Source organism: Vibrio sp. ZOR0018 (assembly GCF_963865925.1).
Classification (GTDB): Bacteria; Pseudomonadota; Gammaproteobacteria; order Enterobacterales; family Vibrionaceae; genus Vibrio; species Vibrio anguillarum.
The window spans coordinates 84142-103201 of the sequence record NZ_CAWMCN010000123.1 but is presented as its reverse complement, the minus strand read 5'-3'; the positions used below and the strand labels follow the sequence as shown (position 1 = coordinate 103201).

The 19060-nt window shown below is 46.3% G+C and carries 16 protein-coding genes and 1 tRNA gene; 5 read left to right on the top strand and 12 right to left on the bottom strand.

The window, feature by feature from the left end; genetic code table 11:
- Nucleotides 1-45: 45 nt before the first annotated feature.
- From AACR75_RS14860 to AACR75_RS14850, 3 genes are all read right to left on the bottom strand, one after another.
- Nucleotides 46-1581, bottom strand: coding sequence for a BCCT family transporter (locus AACR75_RS14860; protein WP_047690770.1), 1536 nt, complete (start codon nucleotides 1579-1581; stop codon nucleotides 46-48).
- On the bottom strand, nucleotides 1568-2467 hold the full coding sequence (locus AACR75_RS14855) for a homocysteine S-methyltransferase family protein (RefSeq protein ID WP_047690768.1): 900 nt from the start codon (nucleotides 2465-2467) through the stop codon (nucleotides 1568-1570). The genes AACR75_RS14860 and AACR75_RS14855 overlap by 14 nt, the downstream gene beginning before the upstream one ends.
- 214 nt (nucleotides 2468-2681) lie before the next feature.
- Complete coding sequence (locus AACR75_RS14850) at nucleotides 2682-4013, bottom strand: ferredoxin reductase family protein (RefSeq protein WP_197056811.1); 1332 nt, start codon at nucleotides 4011-4013, stop codon at nucleotides 2682-2684.
- A 332-nt stretch (nucleotides 4014-4345) separates the two neighbouring features.
- On the opposite strand from AACR75_RS14850, the gene AACR75_RS14845 reads away from it, so the two are divergent.
- Nucleotides 4346-4759: a VF530 family protein gene (locus tag AACR75_RS14845; RefSeq protein WP_013857204.1), complete on the top strand. Its 414-nt coding sequence runs from the start codon at nucleotides 4346-4348 to the stop codon at nucleotides 4757-4759.
- Nucleotides 4760-4877: 118 nt separating this feature from the next.
- Here AACR75_RS14845 and AACR75_RS14840 read toward each other — a convergent pair whose 3' ends face one another.
- Both AACR75_RS14840 and AACR75_RS14835 read right to left on the bottom strand, forming a co-directional pair.
- Nucleotides 4878-5984, bottom strand: coding sequence for a M23 family metallopeptidase (locus AACR75_RS14840; protein WP_047690764.1), 1107 nt, complete (start codon nucleotides 5982-5984; stop codon nucleotides 4878-4880).
- A gap of 233 nt (nucleotides 5985-6217) precedes the next feature.
- A tRNA-Arg gene (locus tag AACR75_RS14835) sits at nucleotides 6218-6294 on the bottom strand.
- A 201-nt stretch (nucleotides 6295-6495) separates the two neighbouring features.
- Between AACR75_RS14835 and folD the strand changes: the two genes are divergently transcribed.
- Entirely contained in the window at nucleotides 6496-7356 is an 861-nt protein-coding gene (gene folD, locus AACR75_RS14830; RefSeq protein WP_010317168.1) for a bifunctional methylenetetrahydrofolate dehydrogenase/methenyltetrahydrofolate cyclohydrolase FolD, read from the top strand.
- Between the two features lie 105 nt (nucleotides 7357-7461).
- Here the strand turns inward: folD and AACR75_RS14825 are convergent, their stop codons facing one another.
- From AACR75_RS14825 to AACR75_RS14805, 5 genes are all read right to left on the bottom strand, one after another.
- Nucleotides 7462-9999: an Ig-like domain-containing protein gene (locus AACR75_RS14825; protein WP_047690762.1), complete on the bottom strand. Its 2538-nt coding sequence runs from the start codon at nucleotides 9997-9999 to the stop codon at nucleotides 7462-7464.
- A 378-nt stretch (nucleotides 10000-10377) separates the two neighbouring features.
- Entirely contained in the window at nucleotides 10378-11583 is a 1206-nt protein-coding gene (locus tag AACR75_RS14820) for a NupC/NupG family nucleoside CNT transporter (protein WP_047690759.1), read from the bottom strand.
- A 218-nt stretch (nucleotides 11584-11801) separates the two neighbouring features.
- Nucleotides 11802-12749: a LysR family transcriptional regulator gene (locus AACR75_RS14815; RefSeq protein WP_017044581.1), complete on the bottom strand. Its 948-nt coding sequence runs from the start codon at nucleotides 12747-12749 to the stop codon at nucleotides 11802-11804.
- Nucleotides 12750-12810: 61 nt separating this feature from the next.
- Entirely contained in the window at nucleotides 12811-13779 is a 969-nt protein-coding gene (locus AACR75_RS14810) for a lytic murein transglycosylase (RefSeq protein ID WP_017044580.1), read from the bottom strand.
- A gap of 23 nt (nucleotides 13780-13802) precedes the next feature.
- Nucleotides 13803-14084, bottom strand: coding sequence for a YcgL domain-containing protein (locus AACR75_RS14805; protein WP_017044579.1), 282 nt, complete (start codon nucleotides 14082-14084; stop codon nucleotides 13803-13805).
- Between the two features lie 199 nt (nucleotides 14085-14283).
- Here AACR75_RS14805 and minC point away from each other — a divergent pair, with 199 nt between their 5' ends.
- From minC to minE, 3 genes are read left to right on the top strand one after another with little or no spacing between them, the layout of a single operon-like run.
- Nucleotides 14284-14946: a septum site-determining protein MinC gene (gene minC, locus AACR75_RS14800; protein WP_013857213.1), complete on the top strand. Its 663-nt coding sequence runs from the start codon at nucleotides 14284-14286 to the stop codon at nucleotides 14944-14946.
- Between the two features lie 19 nt (nucleotides 14947-14965).
- Entirely contained in the window at nucleotides 14966-15778 is an 813-nt protein-coding gene (gene minD, locus AACR75_RS14795) for a septum site-determining protein MinD (RefSeq protein WP_013857214.1), read from the top strand.
- 4 nt (nucleotides 15779-15782) lie between these two features.
- Nucleotides 15783-16049: a cell division topological specificity factor MinE gene (minE, locus tag AACR75_RS14790; RefSeq protein WP_010317176.1), complete on the top strand. Its 267-nt coding sequence runs from the start codon at nucleotides 15783-15785 to the stop codon at nucleotides 16047-16049.
- A 56-nt stretch (nucleotides 16050-16105) separates the two neighbouring features.
- Here minE and rnd read toward each other — a convergent pair whose 3' ends face one another.
- Nucleotides 16106-17224, bottom strand: coding sequence for a ribonuclease D (gene rnd / locus AACR75_RS14785; protein WP_017044578.1), 1119 nt, complete (start codon nucleotides 17222-17224; stop codon nucleotides 16106-16108).
- Nucleotides 17225-17321: 97 nt separating this feature from the next.
- Nucleotides 17322-19016, bottom strand: coding sequence for a long-chain-fatty-acid--CoA ligase FadD (fadD, locus tag AACR75_RS14780; protein WP_026028639.1), 1695 nt, complete (start codon nucleotides 19014-19016; stop codon nucleotides 17322-17324).
- Between the last annotated feature and the right edge of the window lie 44 nt (nucleotides 19017-19060).

Sequence of the window (19060 nt, the reverse complement as noted above, 5' to 3'; positions counted from 1 at the left end):
TCGTGCTGGCTTGTTTTGCTAAACGCTATAAGGTTAAGGCTTGCTTTAAGTGACTTTCATTAACACGGGCTCTTGATCAGATTCCCGCTTATGCTGATTGGGCAAAATGCCTAAAGTATGTAAAAAGGTTTTGAGCATGATGGCGTAAATGAACATCATAGGAAGGCCTGCGACCACACAAAGCGACTTAATGGTTTCAATCCCTCCCCCAGCCAAAAATACACTTAAACTGATCAGCCCAATCGCACAGGCCCAAAGCAATTTTACTCGATTATCGGGATCACCATTCAAAGCCAATTCATTGGTGGTGAGCATCGCCGTCGCAACACTCGCACTGGACATAGTGGTCAGCATCAATAAAAACTGAATGAGCAGAAATAGCCCAAGCACCCCATTTCCCCCAGGCAAGGTTTTTATCAATAAAACCACTGCGTAGGTTAAGCCACCTTCTGCCATCCAGCCCTGAACGGGTAAACCGCCCAGCATTTGAGCCCACACCGCATAGCCACCAAAAATGGAGATAAAAAATGCACAACCCAAAGCGCCCATCGAGATGGTGTACAAAACCACTTCACGAATCGTTCGTCCACGAGAAATTCGCGTGATGAATAGGCCCATCATAATCAAGTACGCGTAATACCAAAACCAATAGTACTGAGTCCAGCCTTGTGCAAAACCACTTTGCTGAACAGGGTCTGTCCACAATGACATTCTAAAGAAATTATCCAACATCACGCCCAGCGAGTCAGTGAAACTATTAAGAATGAAAGAAGGTTGAGTCGCCAATAATACAAACAGGGCAAACAACACTGCCATGCTGACTGTCCAGTTAGAAATCATGTTGATACCTTGATTAAAACCAACCCCCATCACAACCACTAACGCAGCCACAAAAAGCACAATAATTGTGCCTTGTAAGCCAAGGCTATTCTCAATCTGTAACAGCTCTGCCACACCGGCGCTGACCAAGGTCACAGTTAAGGCCAGCGAGCTAGCAAACGCGGCCAACGTACCAAAAATCGACAATAGATCGATACTTTTTGCCACCAAAGGATGGTCACCCACTACCGAAGAACACAAACTGGAAACTTTTAACGTGCGTTTTTTTTGTACATAAAATGCGTAAGCAAACGGAATCGCTGGAAAGCAGTAAATCGCCCAGCCTGTAATGCCCCAATGAAAAATAGAGTAGGTAACGGCCCATGCCGCAGCAGGATAACTATTAGGCTCAGCAAATAACGGCGGTGATTGTAAGTAATACATCGGTTCACCTATCGCCCAGTAAATGAGTGACGCCCCGACGCCAGCGGTAAAAATCATCCCGCCGTAAGAAAAATTACTGTATTCGGTTTTTTCTTCACCTAAACGAATGCGGCCGTATTTCGAACACGCCAGCCACAGTAAAAAAACTACTAACGCCAAACTTGCCATCTGTACTAACCAGCCAAACCAGTGGCTCACCCAGCCCATAGCTTGCGCCGCCATCGCTTGAGAGGTGGCTGGATAAAGCGCAGATACCGTTAACAAAACAAGCACTAACGCAATCGCAGGAAAAGCCAACCCATAATTAAGATTTTTCAAAACTGCGCCTCCATTCATAAAGTGCTTGAATATGGCGAGAGGTGATGCCACAACATCCGCCGATCACGGTTGCACCGAGGGCATACCACTGCTTGGCAAATGCGAGATAATCTTCTGCACTAAACTCACGCATGGCTTGTACGGTTTCGTTAGCGGCGTGATCCGATTTAATCGGAGTGAAACTGTTTGCATAAACGCCGATTTCAATCTTTTGCGCTCGGCCTTCCAACACCGTTTTCGCCTGTTGAATGGCATCAGCCATCACCTCGGGTATTGAGCAGTTAAAGAAAATACCCGCCCCACCCGCAGAACAGATTTGTTCTGCGGCTTCAGACACTGACTGCCCAGAGCGCAATTGTGCGATATTAGTGTCATCTTTCAGAGTCAGTGCGTAATAGCAAGGCTTGGTTGATGAGGCAAACACCGATTGGATCATGCTCAACTCTTCTAAACTGGCAATCGTCTCCGCTAACCAGACGTCCACATAAGGATCTTGTGCTTGATACAAAGTAAGTGAAATCGCTCGTGCGACTTCGGCTTGAAAGAGATCAGGCCGATAGCTTCCCATAGCCGGTGGCATAGAACCCGCCACTAAAATCGGACGTTCTGACTGTTGTGCTACTTCCGCAGCAATCTGCGCGGCTAAGTTCGCTAACCTTGCACCATCGGTTTGATATAGTGACTCGCCCAAGTGAAAAGGGACACACGCATAGCTATTCACCGTGATAATGTCGGCACCGCTATCAATAAATCCTTGGTGAGCTAAACGAACATGTTGTGGAGATTCAATCAGCGCTTGCGCGCTCCAAAGTGGCTGAGAAAAAGGAGCGCCAATTCTTTTTAATTCACGCCCCATACCACCATCAAGAAGGGTTAATTTGCTCATAATATCGTATCCATAATGCTTTATTGGTCAGTGCCATTGAAGCATACTGTGAGCAAGATCATAGTGAATAACATTGAACTGCAATATGAATTTTATTCAAGTAAGTGACTTGATTTATCTATTCTTTTTCGCAAGGTCACTATCTGTTGTTCATGCTGTCATTCGTGCTGTAATTCTTAGAAAACATGGGGCTTGGTCATTTCACAACAAATGCTCAACGCATCATAAACAACTCTTCATGGAACTGAGTTTCAACGTCTACATGGTAAGGCTTCAACGCCTGTTTTAAAGTCCGTGAAAACGCAACAGGACCACAAAAGAAAAACTCAAAACCGCGTAAATCACCACACTGGCGAGCAATAGTCTCGGCAGACAAATGCGGCGCAATGCTTGAATCAATCACTGTGAGGGAGACACCTGCACGCAATGCTTTCTGCTTAAGCTCATCACACAGGGCTTGCTCTGCATGATGGCAGCAGAAGAACAGATAAGTAGCCGGATGCGCTTTTACCGTGTGTAAATAATCTAACCCAGCCATAAATGGAGCGATGCCGACACCGCCACCAATCCAGACTTGTGGCCTATCACTATAAAACTCAAATCGTCCATATGGACCTTCGACCTCAATCGGCTCACCCACGGTAATTCTCTTATAAAGGCCTGTGGTAAAATCGCCGAGCTCTTTGATCAAAAATCGCAGCTCATTAGCCTCATTGTACGAAGCAATAGTAAACGGATGTGGCTCTTCGCCAACAAAACTCAAATAGGCAAACTGCCCTGCTTTATGCCCGGGCCAAGGTTTCTCCATCTTAATTCTTAAATCTAACGTTTGGCTCGCTGCGCAGTAGTGGCATGCGCTAATCTTCGCTGAATAACGTGCATTTCGGCCCACAAATCCAAACAAACTGTAGATTGCTGCCGCGGAGCCAAGCGCAATAAACATCAACACTAACCAATAAATCGGCCAGTCCCAATACGCCTTTTTCAACAATAATACCGAATGCCCAGCCAGCAAAAGGTACACCACCGCCATCAAACGGTGCGATAAGCGAAACGGTTTGTATTTAATGGTTAGCCACAGTGATACACCCACCAACAGCAATAATGAGTAGAACCCCCATTCGCCAATGGCTAACCCCATCGGGCGCATCTCTTTTACCCAAAGCACAAAACTCGACAAGTTCCCCTGTGGACCAAAGCCATTGAGCCGATTAGGTTTAGTCAGGAGCTCAAGTGCAATCATCCATTTCGGTATCTGGTAACAAAGCCAGTGAAATAAACCAAGCAACGTGGCCGAAATGCCCAGCCATTTGTGTATCCGATAACCTTTATCGATTCCTTGTGTCCACTGCTCAACAAGGGGCAAACGAAGCGCCAGCACCATAGCCAATGACATCGCCACAATGGCCAAAATGCCTGACCACTGGATAAAAGCCGATCGCCACTTGAAGAGGTTTTCAGACACCAAAAGCATTGGCTCGGCTTGCATCCATAATACCGAGACAACCACCATCACAATCAATACCGTTTTGCTTACTCTGCTCATCACAATAACCACTTAAATAGAAAGGTTATCTAAGAGTAACAATCACAACGTAAAGTAGATGAAGTAACAAGTAAATCTGTGTAAAGACGACAATCCAAGCTCTTTAAGCGCTATGTCCTTTTTATTGAACGCAGAAAAATCTGACCAATCAAACAACGCTGATCTTCCGCACGATAATCTTAGGGAGGGTCACTGAATTCTGTTAGAATGCGGCCCCTTCAACTAGCGTGTTAAGAGATGATCATTCGTGATGCCACGTTGTTTGAATAAAAAACCAACGAAAACCATACACCCCTGCTGGCCTCGGTTAGTGAACTACTTAGGAACTCGTTATGATGACTGAAGAAGAAAGAATTGAATTACAAAGAAATAACCCATTACACGGTCTTAAGTTAGAAACATTACTGCAAGAACTAGTGGATTTTTACGGTTGGGATATTCTCGATACGGCAATGCGTTTTAACTGCTTCCATACCAACCCATCGGTTGCCAGCAGCGTGAAATATCTCAATAAAACCGATTGGGCGAGAGAGAAAGTAGAAAACTTCTACCTATATCGCTTTAAACGTATGCCACGCGCTTCAGCTGAAGAATATGATCTGCCACCGCGCGCGCGCACTTTCCCACATGGCCTCAAACCTAAAGAGCCAATGGAGCTGACGGTTGATTCCATTTTAAACTCACAGGCTAAAGCGGCTTCTGCCCATAAAGAGCGTTCCGCACGTAACCGTTCGTTTCGTCGTTAAAGAACGATAAGTCAGTGATCGGCTCACGACACAACAAATCGGTTGAGCACAAAATGAATGTTGGTGTAAGAGAGAACCTTGCACCAACATTTTCCATCACAACATTTCAGCGTGAACCTTAATTATAAATAGGTTGCCATAAGCAGACTTTCTGCTGCTTACGTTGGTCATACAGCCATGTATATTGGCAATGATTATCGTAACTATATCGCCCAGTCTGAACCTTATATGGCCCAAAACTCACACCTTGTAAAGATTGAAAACGCCCTTGATAAAGCAATGAGAAGTGCAAGTGAGGGCCGGTGGACGATCCACCTTCACACAAAGCAATGGAACGCTGATTAGCATAAACACCCAACTTACTGTCTTTCGTCACCCACTGATTATTCGCGACTTGGATTCCGTCCATATGGTAATAGTTCGTCGCCCAACCGTTTGGATGCGTCACGCGCAGTTGGCACCGAGACATCACCGACACGTAGCCATCATGCGCGGCCGTTACACTGTAAGTTGGCGCGCCCCAAGCTGGCCAATCGTAAGAAACGTCGATTGAAGAAAGCGGAAAACCTGAGCCACTGTGCGCATGCGTACCGTTAGGTATCCATTGATACCCTTTGCGCCATGGCCACTGCATAAACCCCTCACTAGGCGAAGCAATGAGGTTTCCCATACGCATAGGAGCTGGTGTGTTTTGTGGCTCGCTGAAAGCACCAAACCAAAGCTCATATTGCGATTTCCATAACGCCCAATCATCCACCCGATTCAATTGCTGCATGACCGCTAATGTCGCAGCATTGTAGTGAAGAGCCGATGAACTTTCTTGATAGTGATAAAAACGCTGAGACAGTTGATTCGCAATATCTTTGATCTGCCGCTGTCTATCGTCCAAGCTTTGATCCAAAGCACTCTCTTGTTCTAATAACGCTAAAGTGGTCAATAACACTCGAGGATCAACTCCCGTTGCCCCAGCCCAATGGCTAACTGACTCGACAAGCTCAAGCCAATTTGGCTGATGGGTGCCAATAAAATCTTCAATATTGAAAGGACGTTGATGAGGTCGAAAAACAAACTCATCATCGCTAATCAGAGAAAATGGCAGTTGACTCTCTGCAAGCTGCGCTTCGTTAAGCCGTGGAGTATCGACATCAGGATACAACTGATGGCTTACCACCATTGGGCTAAAACAGATAAACCATGTCACTAAAGAAGATTTGGTTAGATTCATTACACACCCTCCATATGAGTTAAATTTCACATAGAGTGTGGCACAAAATATTCGTGGGATAGCTAAGAAGGTGCGTTTTGCGAAGCCAGTAGGAGCAAGATGTAATAAGATGAAAGCGATGAAATTATCAACACTCTGCACAAAAGTACCATCGGAGTAAAAAACCGAACGGATGAACATGAAAAACAAAAGCCCCGACAACTTTTTGAGTTATCGGGGCTTTCTTGAATAAATGGCGCGCCCTGTAGGATTCGAACCTACGACCACATCCTTAGAAGGGACGTGCTCTATCCAGCTGAGCTAAGGGCGCGCTACAGGGACAGGATTATACGAGTTGAACTCCGTAAATCAATCGCTTTCTCTAACATTCTGTTTCAAATGCCTAAAAAACTGCCATTCGCTAACCATGTGACGAAAAACAGAACAAAGCAAACGTTTGCTTATAGATGTTACTTTAAATATCTGCGACAATGCGCCCAAAAATATTTGCGACCAATGTGTAAGGAAAGCCATGACTGCTCAAAATATTGATGGGACACTCATCTCCCAGACGGTTCGCTCTGAAGTAGCGGCGCGGGTAAAAGCTCGCACTCAAGTGGGTCTTCGAGCTCCGGGGCTAGCGGTGGTGCTGGTGGGAGAAGATCCTGCGTCACAAGTGTATGTCGGCAGCAAACGTCGTGCTTGTGAAGAAGTGGGTTTTGTTTCTAAATCCTATGATCTTCCGGCCACTGCAGGTGAAGAGGAGCTACTGGCGTTAATCGATAAGCTCAATGCCGACCCTGAAATTGACGGCATTTTAGTGCAACTGCCCTTACCTGCTGGGATTGACACAACCCATGTGCTTGAACGCATTGTTCCTGAAAAAGATGTCGATGGTTTTCATCCTTACAATGTGGGCCGTTTAGCCCAACGCATTCCTAAACTGCGCTCTTGCACGCCCAAAGGGATCATCACTTTGCTTGAGCGCTATAACGTTCAACTGCGTGGTAAGCATGCGGTGATTGTGGGCGCATCCAATATTGTCGGCCGACCAATGACGTTAGAGCTGCTACTGGCTGGTTGCACCACAACCACATGCCATCGCTTCACTAAAGATTTAGAGCACCATGTTCGCCAAGCTGATTTGTTGGTGGTGGCCGTTGGTAAACCCAATTTTATTCCCGGTGCATGGATTAAAGAAGGTGCCGTGGTGATTGATGTGGGCATCAACCGCTTGGAGTCAGGCAAACTGATTGGCGATGTCGAGTACGATGTAGCGCGCACCAAAGCAAGCTTGATCACCCCTGTTCCGGGTGGTGTCGGGCCAATGACGGTGGCCAGTTTGATTGAAAACACCCTGTTGGCGTGCGAGCAATTTCACCCCAATAACTGATCTTGCTATTGATTATTGCTAGTGGTTATTGATAGCTATGATCAGCGAGCCAAAAAGAACCCCAGCACTGCGCTGGGGTTCTTGCGTTATAAACCAACTTAGCCTTTATTGGGCATTATTCATTTGCGTTAGTTTGTTGCCTATTGGCGTAGAGAAATTGTAGCCGTCGTGTTCGTCCCAGTTAATAGACCATGTCATCACACCACCGTAGTTAGGGTAGTTGAAACTCGGTTTCACCGTCGCGCAAGAGGTTCCCTTGGTTAAGCAGTCCAACGCATCAAGAATGTTTTGCGTGGGCGCTTGCCCAGAGTTGGCAGAGCTCGGGCCAGAAGGCAAACCGATTGCAACTTGATCGTCACGCAGTGGTTCAAAGCGTGAACCATCGGCCAAATCAAACCCTTCTAACAGCATTTTTGATTGAGCGACCATCATATCCACCGAACCTTCAGGTGCTGCACCCGGTAGATAAGGGTTTGGTAACCCACCGTTGTTATAGAGCTGGACATGAAGTAGATCGAGTGTGTCACGAACCTCATTGATGATAGGAATATACGCACCCCAAATGCCGCTATAAGCCACCATTCCGCCTTGAACATAAGGGTGTTCTGGTGCCATGGTCAGGTACATATCACCGCCGATGTTGGCTTCAATTTGCTTTAATGCCCGGCCCAAGCGCGCTTGAATTTGCGAGCCATGCATTAAGTTAGAACCACTTTCTAAATCAACATCCAAACCATCAAAACCCCACCCTTTGATCAACGCCGTCAAACTATCAACAAAGTGCGCTTCATCACTGTCAGTATTGAGCGTAATGTTGCCTTCAGCGCCACCAAGTGACAAAACAAAAACTTTGCCTTTGGCTTGCAAAGCCGCCATATCTTGCTTGAACTGGGTAGCATCTAAGGCGGGACAGCTACTATGCGCATCGCCTGCGAAAAGATTGAAATGCACGGTTCCATTACTGTTGCGGTCATTATCGGCAAATGCAATATCGATCACATCCCACGCATCAGACATATCAGCGAGACGCATTGGGCAGCCAGCAGCATTGACAAAATTATGCCAGTAACCGATCAATTTGTGCTTTTTCTGTGTCTGTTCAACCACCTTCACGGCAGCTGCGTCTGACAATACACTACTGCCTGCATCATAAGCTTGCGCAGCCACTGTGTATTCGCCGATAGCCGTAGGTGTCCAAGTGTAGGCATAAGGCGCACTGGTATCAGTTGCGACCACCGCTCCATTCACTAAGAAATCGACTTTAGAAACAGCACCAGTGAGTGACGTCGCATTGGCAGCAATATTGACTGGTTTACCCAAACCGACGGTTTGCCCTGACGTTGGCGATGTTAACGACACCACTAACGCTTGATCGCTCACTGAAACGTTAATCTGACTTTCAGCGCTATTATTGTCATTATCGGTTGCGATGGCTTTTAGTGCGGTACTTCCGACCTTGCTCGCAACCCACTCAACCGAATAAGGCGCTTGGTTTACTACGCCAAGGCTCGTGCCATCAACAAGAAATTCCACTTGTACTGCACTGCCATCGGCATCATTAGCTTGTGCACTGAGCAGGATGGTAGAACCAGCCAGAATCACTTCATTATCAGCAGGGCTTGTCAATGAAACGGTAGGTGGCGTGGCGCACGCGCCCATTCCTGTCCACGCTTCTTGCCAATAACTTCCTTTGCCCGGCTCATAGGCCCACGCTGAGCTAGAAGAGCACCAACCTGCGATATCACAACGGAACTTTTGATTATTGTTTTGCACCAGTTCGCCTGCAGCGTAACTGCTACCCGCCACATAGGTTGCTAAACCTGCACAACCACCACTTGAGCCTCCAGATACAACTAAGGCGACCTCTTGGCTATGAGTCGTTTGGTTATCATTATCCGTCGCTTTGGCTTTAAAGGTGTGAGAACCTGAGACAGCAGTCCAATCGTGGGCATAAGGTTCTGAAGTATCTGAAGCGACGAGTTGTCCATCCACATAAAAATCAACTTGCGTGACGGTTCCATCCGAATCGGTGGCATTAGCGCTTAGAGTCAATGAGTCACCAGCCGCTAGCTGCTCAGCACCTGTTGGGCTGGTTAAGGAGATGGAAGGAGGCACTAAACCACCAACAGGCGTAACCGAGATAGTTGACGCGGTTGACGTAGTCGCACCCTGATTATCAGTGGCAATTGCAGTCACTTGGGTTGCGCCTAAAGCGGCAGTCCAATCGGTTTGGAAAGGCGCTTGTGTGATGACGGCGATCGACACGCCATTAATCAAAAATTCAACCTGTGCCACGCTACCATCGCTATCAGACGCGGTGGCTTGCAGCGTGATTAAGCTGCCTTGTGGGATTTGTGCATTATTGGCAGGAGAAACGAGATTTAGCGTGGGTGGAACATTGCCACCGCTGTCACACTGCCCGAGTGATAGCCAAAATGCCCAGGGGCCGTTATTGCTTGCAGGATCATTTCCCTGCGTCCAATAGTTAGCTTGATAGGCTGCGTTAGATTGCGTCACTTTATCGCCGGACGTATAAATGGCGGCCGTATCCCAAGAGCCCAAGCCATCACAGTTATAGGCTTGAGCTTGGTAGCTTATCCCTAACGTTGTAATAATGGCGGCTCTGAGTAGATAAGAACTCATTGTTCTCTCCTTTGCTTATGAATAATTAACCCGTTCCCAAGTAACTTGACGTGGTGGCCTGCAATACGCGAGATAAAAACAAGGCAACATCAAGTAGGCAGGGTATATAACTAATAAGCTAGAGGACGAGAATTGCACTCTAAATAACTGATAATTTTAATTATCTCAGCTCAAAATCACGGCATAATTTCAACATCAACACCGCTTGCAAATCTTTTTCGGCGGACTTCACGAACTTACCTAATCACACGTCGTTGAGAAATTGATATGGTCAATATTATTTTGGTGAGATGGATGGATAAAAATGCCGGCTCTGTTAGCCGGCATCGAAGATACAAAATGTATGGTGGGTTTTCGTAACCAATAGAAACGCTACGTTTATAGCGACAAAATAACCCCAGCAAGTGCAGCACTCATCAAGTTAGCCAGCACGCCAGCGCTGATCGCTCGAAAACCATATTGAGAGATGAAGCTGCGACGCTCTGGCACCAAACTGCCCAAACCACCGATCAATACTGCCATGGTCGAAATATTGGCAAAGCCGCACAGAGCAAAAGTTACAATCGCTTGAGAATGTTCACTGAGCGAATCTTTTACGTCCATCAATTGGATAAAAGCGACAAACTCGTTCACGACAATTTTATTACCAATCAGTGAGCCTGCCGTCATCGCTTCGCTCCATGGAATGCCCACCAGCCACGCAACTGGAGCAAATAGGTAGCCTAAAATCAATTCAAAACTAAGGGTTAAGCCAAACAGCCCCCCCACCCAGCCCAATAGGCCGTTGAGTAGCGCAATCACACTGATAAAGGCCAGTAACGTTGCCCCAACCGCAACCGCGATACGAAGCCCAGACATTGCACCATCAGCCACGGCTTCAACCACATTGGTTGCTTTTGGTATCTCAACCTCTTCATTGACCACCTGCTGACTTTGCGCTTCGGTTTCCGGCACCAAAATTTTCGCCATCAACAAACCGGCTGGAGCTGACATAAATGCCGCCGCAATAAGATAGTTAAGGTTAACGCCCAGTGAGGCATAGCCAACTAACGTTCCGCCCGCAACCGAGGCTAAGCCACACGTCATCACCGCAAAAAATTGCGAATCACTCATGTGCTTTAAATAGGGCTTAACGACTAACGGCGCTTCAATCATGCCGACAAAAATGTTCGCCGTGGCTGACAGTGACTCTGCACGCCCCGTACTCAATAATTTTTGCAAACCACCGCCAATCAAATTAATCACTTTAGGCATCAAACCAATGTGGTACAAACCGGAGATCAAAGCGGAGAAGAAAATGATGATGCCAAGCACATTAATCGCAAACACAAAACCAACGCTACCATTGGCTAAACCGCCAAAGAGAAAGCCAATTCCCTCTTGCCCATAATTGATCAAATTCGATACCGCACCCGTGACACTGTTGAGCACTTCTTTCCCCATAGGGACATACAGAACCAATAGTGCAAAGCCTACTTGCAATAAAAAAGCGAGCGACACGGTTCTAAGTTGGATGTTTTTTCTATTGGTAGAAAGTAGCCAAGCCGTAAATAAGATGGCGACGACGCCAAGTAATGAGTTCATTTGCTGTCAATCCAGATAACGGGGATAGGAAAGGCGCGCATTCTATCGTGCGAAAACGAATGCGCAAGTCGCAAATGTTACAGAGGTGTGCTTAAAAATAGCAGCCTTAACCCTCTTGTTTCAAGCTGTTGATTTGTAACAAGCTAAACGATTGCCTAGGCTTATATTTTCCATATAGAAAAGATGTTTCTGAGTTTGGAAATAATAATTCGTACTCATTACACTTTTGTCAAACGGATGTAAGGCTCTAACTGAGTATCCCAGTAGCAAGGTGTACCGATTAAAGCCTTGATAAATTCAATCACGGCTGAGGTTTTCTTCGGCATATGTTGTCGGCTCGGGTAAACCGCATAAAAAGGCATGCTTTGATTTGCGTGCCAATCTGGCAACAACTGGATCAGTTTACCAGTTCGAAATTCATCTCGAATTAAATAAGTCGCCAAGTAAGCAACACCCCACCCTGCCACGGCGGCGTCACGGACGGCTTCGGCTAAATCCACCGAATAGTTACCCGACACATTGATGTTGACCTTTTGCTCTGGATTGGCAAACGACCAACTGGTGTAATCTCGCTCCCAACTACGGTAGATAAGACAGTTGTGACCTAACAGATCACTGGGTGTCTGAGGGGGTGAATGGTTTAATAAGTATTCCGGTGACGCCGCCAGCACAAATTGGCAATCGGCGAGACGTTGCGCCACGTACCCTTCCGGCAAATGTTCGTTGTTGGTCACCCACAAATCAAGCCCTTCTTCGAGCATATCGACTCGATAATCGAACAAATGCACTTCCACTTGCAGTTTTGGATAACGCTGACGAAGCGCCTCCAGTGCTGGCAAAATGTGCAAAGAACCAAACGACTGTGAAAGACCAAGCTTAATTAGCCCAGACACCTCATCACGCTGGCTTTCCATTTCAGACTGCGCAGCATCCATCAACCCAACGACCGCAATACAATGGCGATAAAAAGCCTCTCCAGCCTCGGTTGTGGTGAAGCTGCGAGTGGTTCGCTGAACGAGCTTCACCCCGAGCGAGGCTTCCAGTAAGGCCAACTGCTTACTAACATGCGATACTGATACGCCTAAGCTTTTGGCCGCAGCGGTAAAGCCTTGATGTTTGATTAACGCAGCAAATATCACCATTTGCCCTGCACGTTCAACTAGCACACACTCTCCAGAAATAGCAAAGGGCTCATGATGAGCCCTTTGCGTTCAATTAAGGTTCAAATCAATAGGTAATTCTATCCGCCAAATGGCTCACCGCGAGGGCGAAATAATATGAACGGTTCCACTTCATCAACACATTATAGTTGTTGTATACCAAGTAAACGCGGCCATTTTCATCATCTGGCATGATAAGCCAAGCTTGAACGTTGTCTAAATTAGGCAGTGGTTTACCTTCGTAACGGGTAATACCGAGCTTGTTCCACTCTCTCAATGATTTCCCTTTTTCGGGCTGTCGCCCTTCTAAAGTGCGGTCAAACCCATGCGGAATTTTAACTTGACGGCCCCAAGTGTATTTATCATCCCATCCTGATTGGCTGAGATAATTGGCCGTCGACGCGAATACATCTTCCTTTGAGCGCCAAATGTCTTTTTTGCCATCGCCATTACCATCGGAAGCGAACGCCAAAAACGAACTCGGCATAAACTGGCATTGTCCCATCGCGCCAGCCCAAGACCCTTTCATCTCATCAGCTTGGATATGACCTTGCTGTAGAATTTGCAACGCGGCCATCGTCTCCTTGCGGAAAAACTCTTCTCGACGACCGTCATAAGCCATAGTCGTCAGCGCATCAATAACACTAAAACCACCGGTCAACGCACCAAAATTACTTTCTACGCCCCACAAAGCCACGATAAAGCGCGGCTGCACGCCATACTGCTCGCCAATGCGGCTAAGCTCTGCATAGTGCTTTTCATACAGCGCCTTTGCTTGGTTCACTTTCCATTCTGGAACCGCGCGTGGGATATATTCATCCAGCGTCAGTTTCTTTTCTGGTTGATTGCGATCGGCCGTCACAGCACGTGGCTTGTACTCCACATTTTTAAACGCATCGATTAAAATTTGCTCTGAAATGCCTTCATTTCGTGCTTGCTGCTTCAAGCCTTCGACATAGTGTTCAAAACTAACCTCATTCGCCATCAATGGCGTGGAGAGGCTTAATCCCAATACGACTGACAATAACTTTCTCAAATCGTCCTCCTTGAGCTGAAAACTTAGCTATCTTTTTGCTGAGCCTTTTGCTGCTTATATTGTTCTAATAAATTTTGTGGCGGTGGCGGTAACTGTAGGAAAAAGCCCTCATTTTCTAGAGACTCTTTTACTTTTTCAATGTTCACTTGGGCAAGTGTACGCCCTTCCAGTTTCACTACCATGACTAACGTAGGTTTACCGAACATCGCCATTAATGTGTCAGGAACCTGTGAAAAGTCATCCTTTTTGGGGATATAGAGATAGGTACCTTCTTTTTTAGAGCTTTTGTAGATAGAGCAAAGCATGACAAACCTTTTATTGTAATAAACTGGCTTTTCGAGCCAATTAAGTTAGAAACGTTAAACTTTTACCAAATTTGAGATTAAAACAAACATTTGACCGCAAGATAACTTGCTGAGCTAAGTCAGGGAATATAACATGACAACCCTAGTTTCAGGCAACGCCCTTTCTAGTGAAGCCATTAGTTATTGAGGTCAATATAAGATGTCGAATACTCCTGACCTAAAAGGTAGCAGTTTTACTTTGTCAGTGTTACACCTTTGCGACAGTGAAGTTGCCAATACCGTTGAGTTTCTCAAGGAAAAAGTCGCCCAAGCTCCTGCTTTTTTTGCCTCTGCACCTGTGGTGATCAATATTGCTAAAGTGATTGGCGATATTGATTTTGCGATACTTAAACAAGGCATCACTGAAGCGGGAATGATCCCGGTCGGTGTGACAGGTTGCCGTGATAAACGTAGCCAAAACTTAGCCTCAGAAGCTGGCTTTGCCGTGATGGCAGCAAGCAAGTCGCCTTCTCAAGCTCCCGCTCAAATAGCGCCAACCAAGGTGATTCGCACGCCCATTCGCTCTGGCCAGCAAGTGTATGCCAAAGATAGCGATTTAGTGATCCTCAATCACGTCAGCGCGGGGGCCGAAGTGATCGCCGATGGTTCAATTCACATTCATGGTTCACTGCGCGGAAGGGCCATTGCCGGTGCCAGCGGCCAAACGGAAGCAAAAATTATTTGTCACGATTTACAAGCAGAGCTGGTCTCCATTGCTGGAAATTATTGGCTTAGCGATCAAATTGAAAGTGAGTTTTGGCAGAAGAAAGTGATGCTCAGCATGGTTGATGATTCACTGCATTTTGAAACGCTCACGATTTAAAATTAACAAGGAAAACATAATGGCACGCATTATTGTTGTAACGTCAGGAAAAGGCGGCGTTGGTAAAACAACCTCAAGCGCAGCAATTGCTTCTGGCTTGGCTTTAAAAGGTAAAAAGACAGCGGTCATCGATTTTGATATCGGTCTGCGTAACCTTGACTTAATCATGGGTTGTGAGCGCCGCGTGGTGTACGACTTTGTTAACGTCATCAACGGTGAGGCGACACTTAACCAAGCGATGATCAAAGATAAACGCACCGAAAACTTGTTTATTCTGCCTGCCTCACAAACCCGTGATAAAGATGCGCTCACCAAAGAGGGCGTAAAGCGCGTTTTGGATGAACTCGATACGATGGGCTTTGATTTCGTCATTTGCGACTCACCAGCAGGTATTGAGCAAGGCGCGTTGATGGCTTTGTACTTTGCTGATGAAGCGATTGTAACGACGAACCCTGAAGTCTCTTCCGTGCGCGACTCGGACCGCATTTTAGGGATTTTGGATTCCAAATCAATGCGCTCAGAGCAAGGGTTAGAACCTGTTAAACAGCACCTTTTATTAACTCGTTATAACCCTACTCGCGTGACACAAGGTGAAATGTTGAGCGTGGAAGATGTTGAAGAGATTTTACATATCTCTTTACTTGGCGTGATCCCAGAAAGCCAAGCGGTGCTTAATGCCTCCAACAAAGGTGTTCCGGTTATTTTTGACGATCAATCAGACGCAGGCCAAGCTTATGCTGACGCTGTCGAGCGCTTATTAGGACAAGAAGTCGAGTTTCGTTTTCTAACGGAGCAGAAAAAGGGCATCTTTAAACGACTTTTCGGGGGTTAATATTATGTCTCTACTTGAGTTTTTCCGACCACAAAAGAAAACGACCTCAGCAAGCCTTGCCAAAGAGCGTTTGCAAATTATCGTCGCCGAACGTCGTAGTGAAAATGACCCTGCACCGACCTATTTGCCTCAATTGAAAGAAGACATTCTCAAGGTGATCGCCAAATACGTCGCGGTTGACCCTTCGATGGTTGAAGTCTCTTTTGAGCACAAAGATGATGATATCTCTGTGCTGGAATTGAACGTGAAACTGCCAGACGAAGAAAAGTAATCCTTATGATAAAAGAGCCTGCAAAATTGCAGGCTCTTTCTCTTTACTAACCAATTTTACTCAACCAATTTGTTGAGCCGTTCACCGAGAATAGGTAAGCGCCAACTCTGCATCACATCCGGCAATTGCGCGGGATCTCTCTCTTTCTTCCACACCCAACTCAATAGCTGGTTGAGCTGTTTTTTAGAGGCTAAAAATTCAGTCGCTAAACCCGTGGTTTGAGACACTGATTTAACTTCATCTTTCAACCGTTTAAACAACTGTTTATAGCCGGGATAGTCCATCAAAGGGTCGATTTTAGGTGGGTATTGATCAGCCGGAGTCTGCTGGCCCGCTTTCACCAATGCAATGATTTTGGCACTGTGACGTTGAATCGATCTCGGATCGGCCCCTTCATCAATCATACGGCTTGCACTCGTCAATCCCAAACGAGCGATAGTCAGCAAATCTGTTTCTTTGACCACAAAATTGAGCGCCAAATCACGGCGTACCGCCTCTTCGTAGCGCCAAGTAGCTAAGGGTTTGAGAATCGCTAATTCTTGCGGTGTTAGTTGCCATGCCCCTTTGATATCTAAATAGGCCAAATCGGGATTAGTCTGTTTAATGCGTTTGACGCTCAATAGTTCAGATTCTTGCTGCGCCGCTTGCCACCAGCCCGCCTGCGTCACTTTATCGAGTAATTTCTCGTAAATCGGCAGCAAATAAAACACATCGGCGGCAGCGTAATCCAACTGCTTTTGCGATAAAGGCCTTGCTAACCAATCAGTACGCGATTCACTTTTATCAATTTCAATCCCTAAGAATTCATTGACCAATGCGGCAAATCCGGTAGACAGTCCATGACCGAGAAAGGCCGCCATTACTTGTGTGTCGACCATTGGAAACGGTGTGCAGCCAAATGCATTATGAAACACTTCGAGATCTTCACCACACGCATGCAGCACTTTGAGCACGGAGGTGTCTTGCAATAGCTCGACAAAAGGGGCCATGTCATCAAAGGCAAGTGGGTCGATTAAAGAAAGGTTTTCACCATCATAAAGCTGGATCAATCCGAGCTGTGGGTAAAAGGTACGCACTCGGACAAACTCGGTATCGAGCATCACCACATCGGCATCTCGCGCGGCAAGGCATACACGTTGTAGGTCGTTAGGCTGGGTAATTATTTGGTAGTTCACTAATGGCTCACTTTGGGCAACCCTACTAGAGGGGACATAAAAATGCCGACGGTTTGAGTCGGCATTCTAGCACTATTTTTTCATACTGACTTGATGCTTAGGCACGTTTTGTTTGTTCAATTGCCGCATCATTTTCTTCACGAAGTACGCGGCGTAAAATTTTACCCACATTACTTTTTGGTAAATCTTCCCTAAACTCAATCAACTTAGGCACTTTATAGCCAGTCAAATGTTTACGGCAATGGGCAATGATTTCATCTTTGGTTAAGCTCGGATCACGCTTAACCACATAAATCTTGACGATTTCACCAGACACTTCATGAGGCTGGCCGATAGCGGCCACTTCTAATACTTTGCCATGCAGTGCAACCACATCTTCAATCTCATTAGGATAGACGTTGAATCCAGAGACTAAAATCATGTCTTTTTTGCGATCGACAATATAGACCATTCCTTGCTCATCAAACTTGACGATATCGCCTGTAGAGAGCCAACCATCGGCATCAATCACTTCTTTCGTCGCTTCCGGTCTTTGCCAATAACCTTGCATCACTTGTGGGCCACGCACTTGCAACTCACCGACTTGATCATAAGCCAACACTTTGCCTTCATCATCAACGATACGCACTTCGGTTGAAGGAACGGGTAAACCAATGGCTCCCGAATAATCACTTAAATCATAAGGATTACCTGTCACCAGTGGTGCACATTCAGTCAAACCGTAACCTTCAAGCAGGTGGATACCCGTCACTTTTTTCCACTGATCGGCCACCGCGCGCTGTACCGCCATGCCACCACCAACAGAAAGCTTAAGATTTTTGAAATCAAGTTCATGGAAATCTTCGTTGTTGACCAACGCATTAAACAGCGTATTCACCCCCGTAATGGCAGTAAATGGGTACTTTTGCAGCTCTTTGACAAAGCCTGGAATATCGCGTGGATTAGTAATCAATAGGTTACGCCCACCCATTTCGACGAACAGTAAACAGTTTACGGTCAGTGCAAATACGTGATAAAGCGGTAATGCCGTCACAACCAGTTCGCGGCCTTCGGCCAATACTGGGCCATATGCCCCTTTTGCTTGGAGCACATTCGCAATCATGTTGCGGTGGGTCAGAATTGCCCCTTTTGCCACACCGGTTGTACCACCGGTATATTGCAAAAATGCAATGTCGTCGCCAGACATAAAAGGCTTCACATACTGTAAACGGCGACCTTTGTGCAACGCCTTACGCATGGAAATGGCACCTGGTAAGTCATATTTTGGCACCATCCCTTTCACATATTTCACAACGAAATCAACCAACGTCCCTTTTGCTCTAGGTAACATCTGTCCAAGGCTGGTCAATACCACATGTTTTACCGAGGTATTTTCAACAATTTGCTCTAAGGTATTGGCAAAATTCGAGACGATGACGATCGCCTTTGCATCGGCGTCATTCAGTTGATGTTCAAGCTCCCGCGGGGTGTACAACGGGTTAACATTCACCGCAATCAACCCAGCTCGTAATACGCCAAATAACGCGACCGGATACTGCAATAGGTTAGGCATCATTAAGGCGACACGATCACCTTTTTTCAGCTTTAGCTCATTTTGCAAATAGGCGGCAAATGCTCGGCTGCGCTCTTCCAGTTTACGAAAAGTCATGACCGAACCCATATTCATAAAGGCTGGTTGATCGGCATATTTATGAACCGATTGCTCAAACATTTCGACCAAAGAGAGGTACTGATCAGGGTTGATGAATTCAGGTACGTCAGTTGGATAGCGTGAAAGCCAAGGTTTCTCCACGGTAATACTCCTCGTTATTGGCGGCTGCTCTACGGCGATATTTT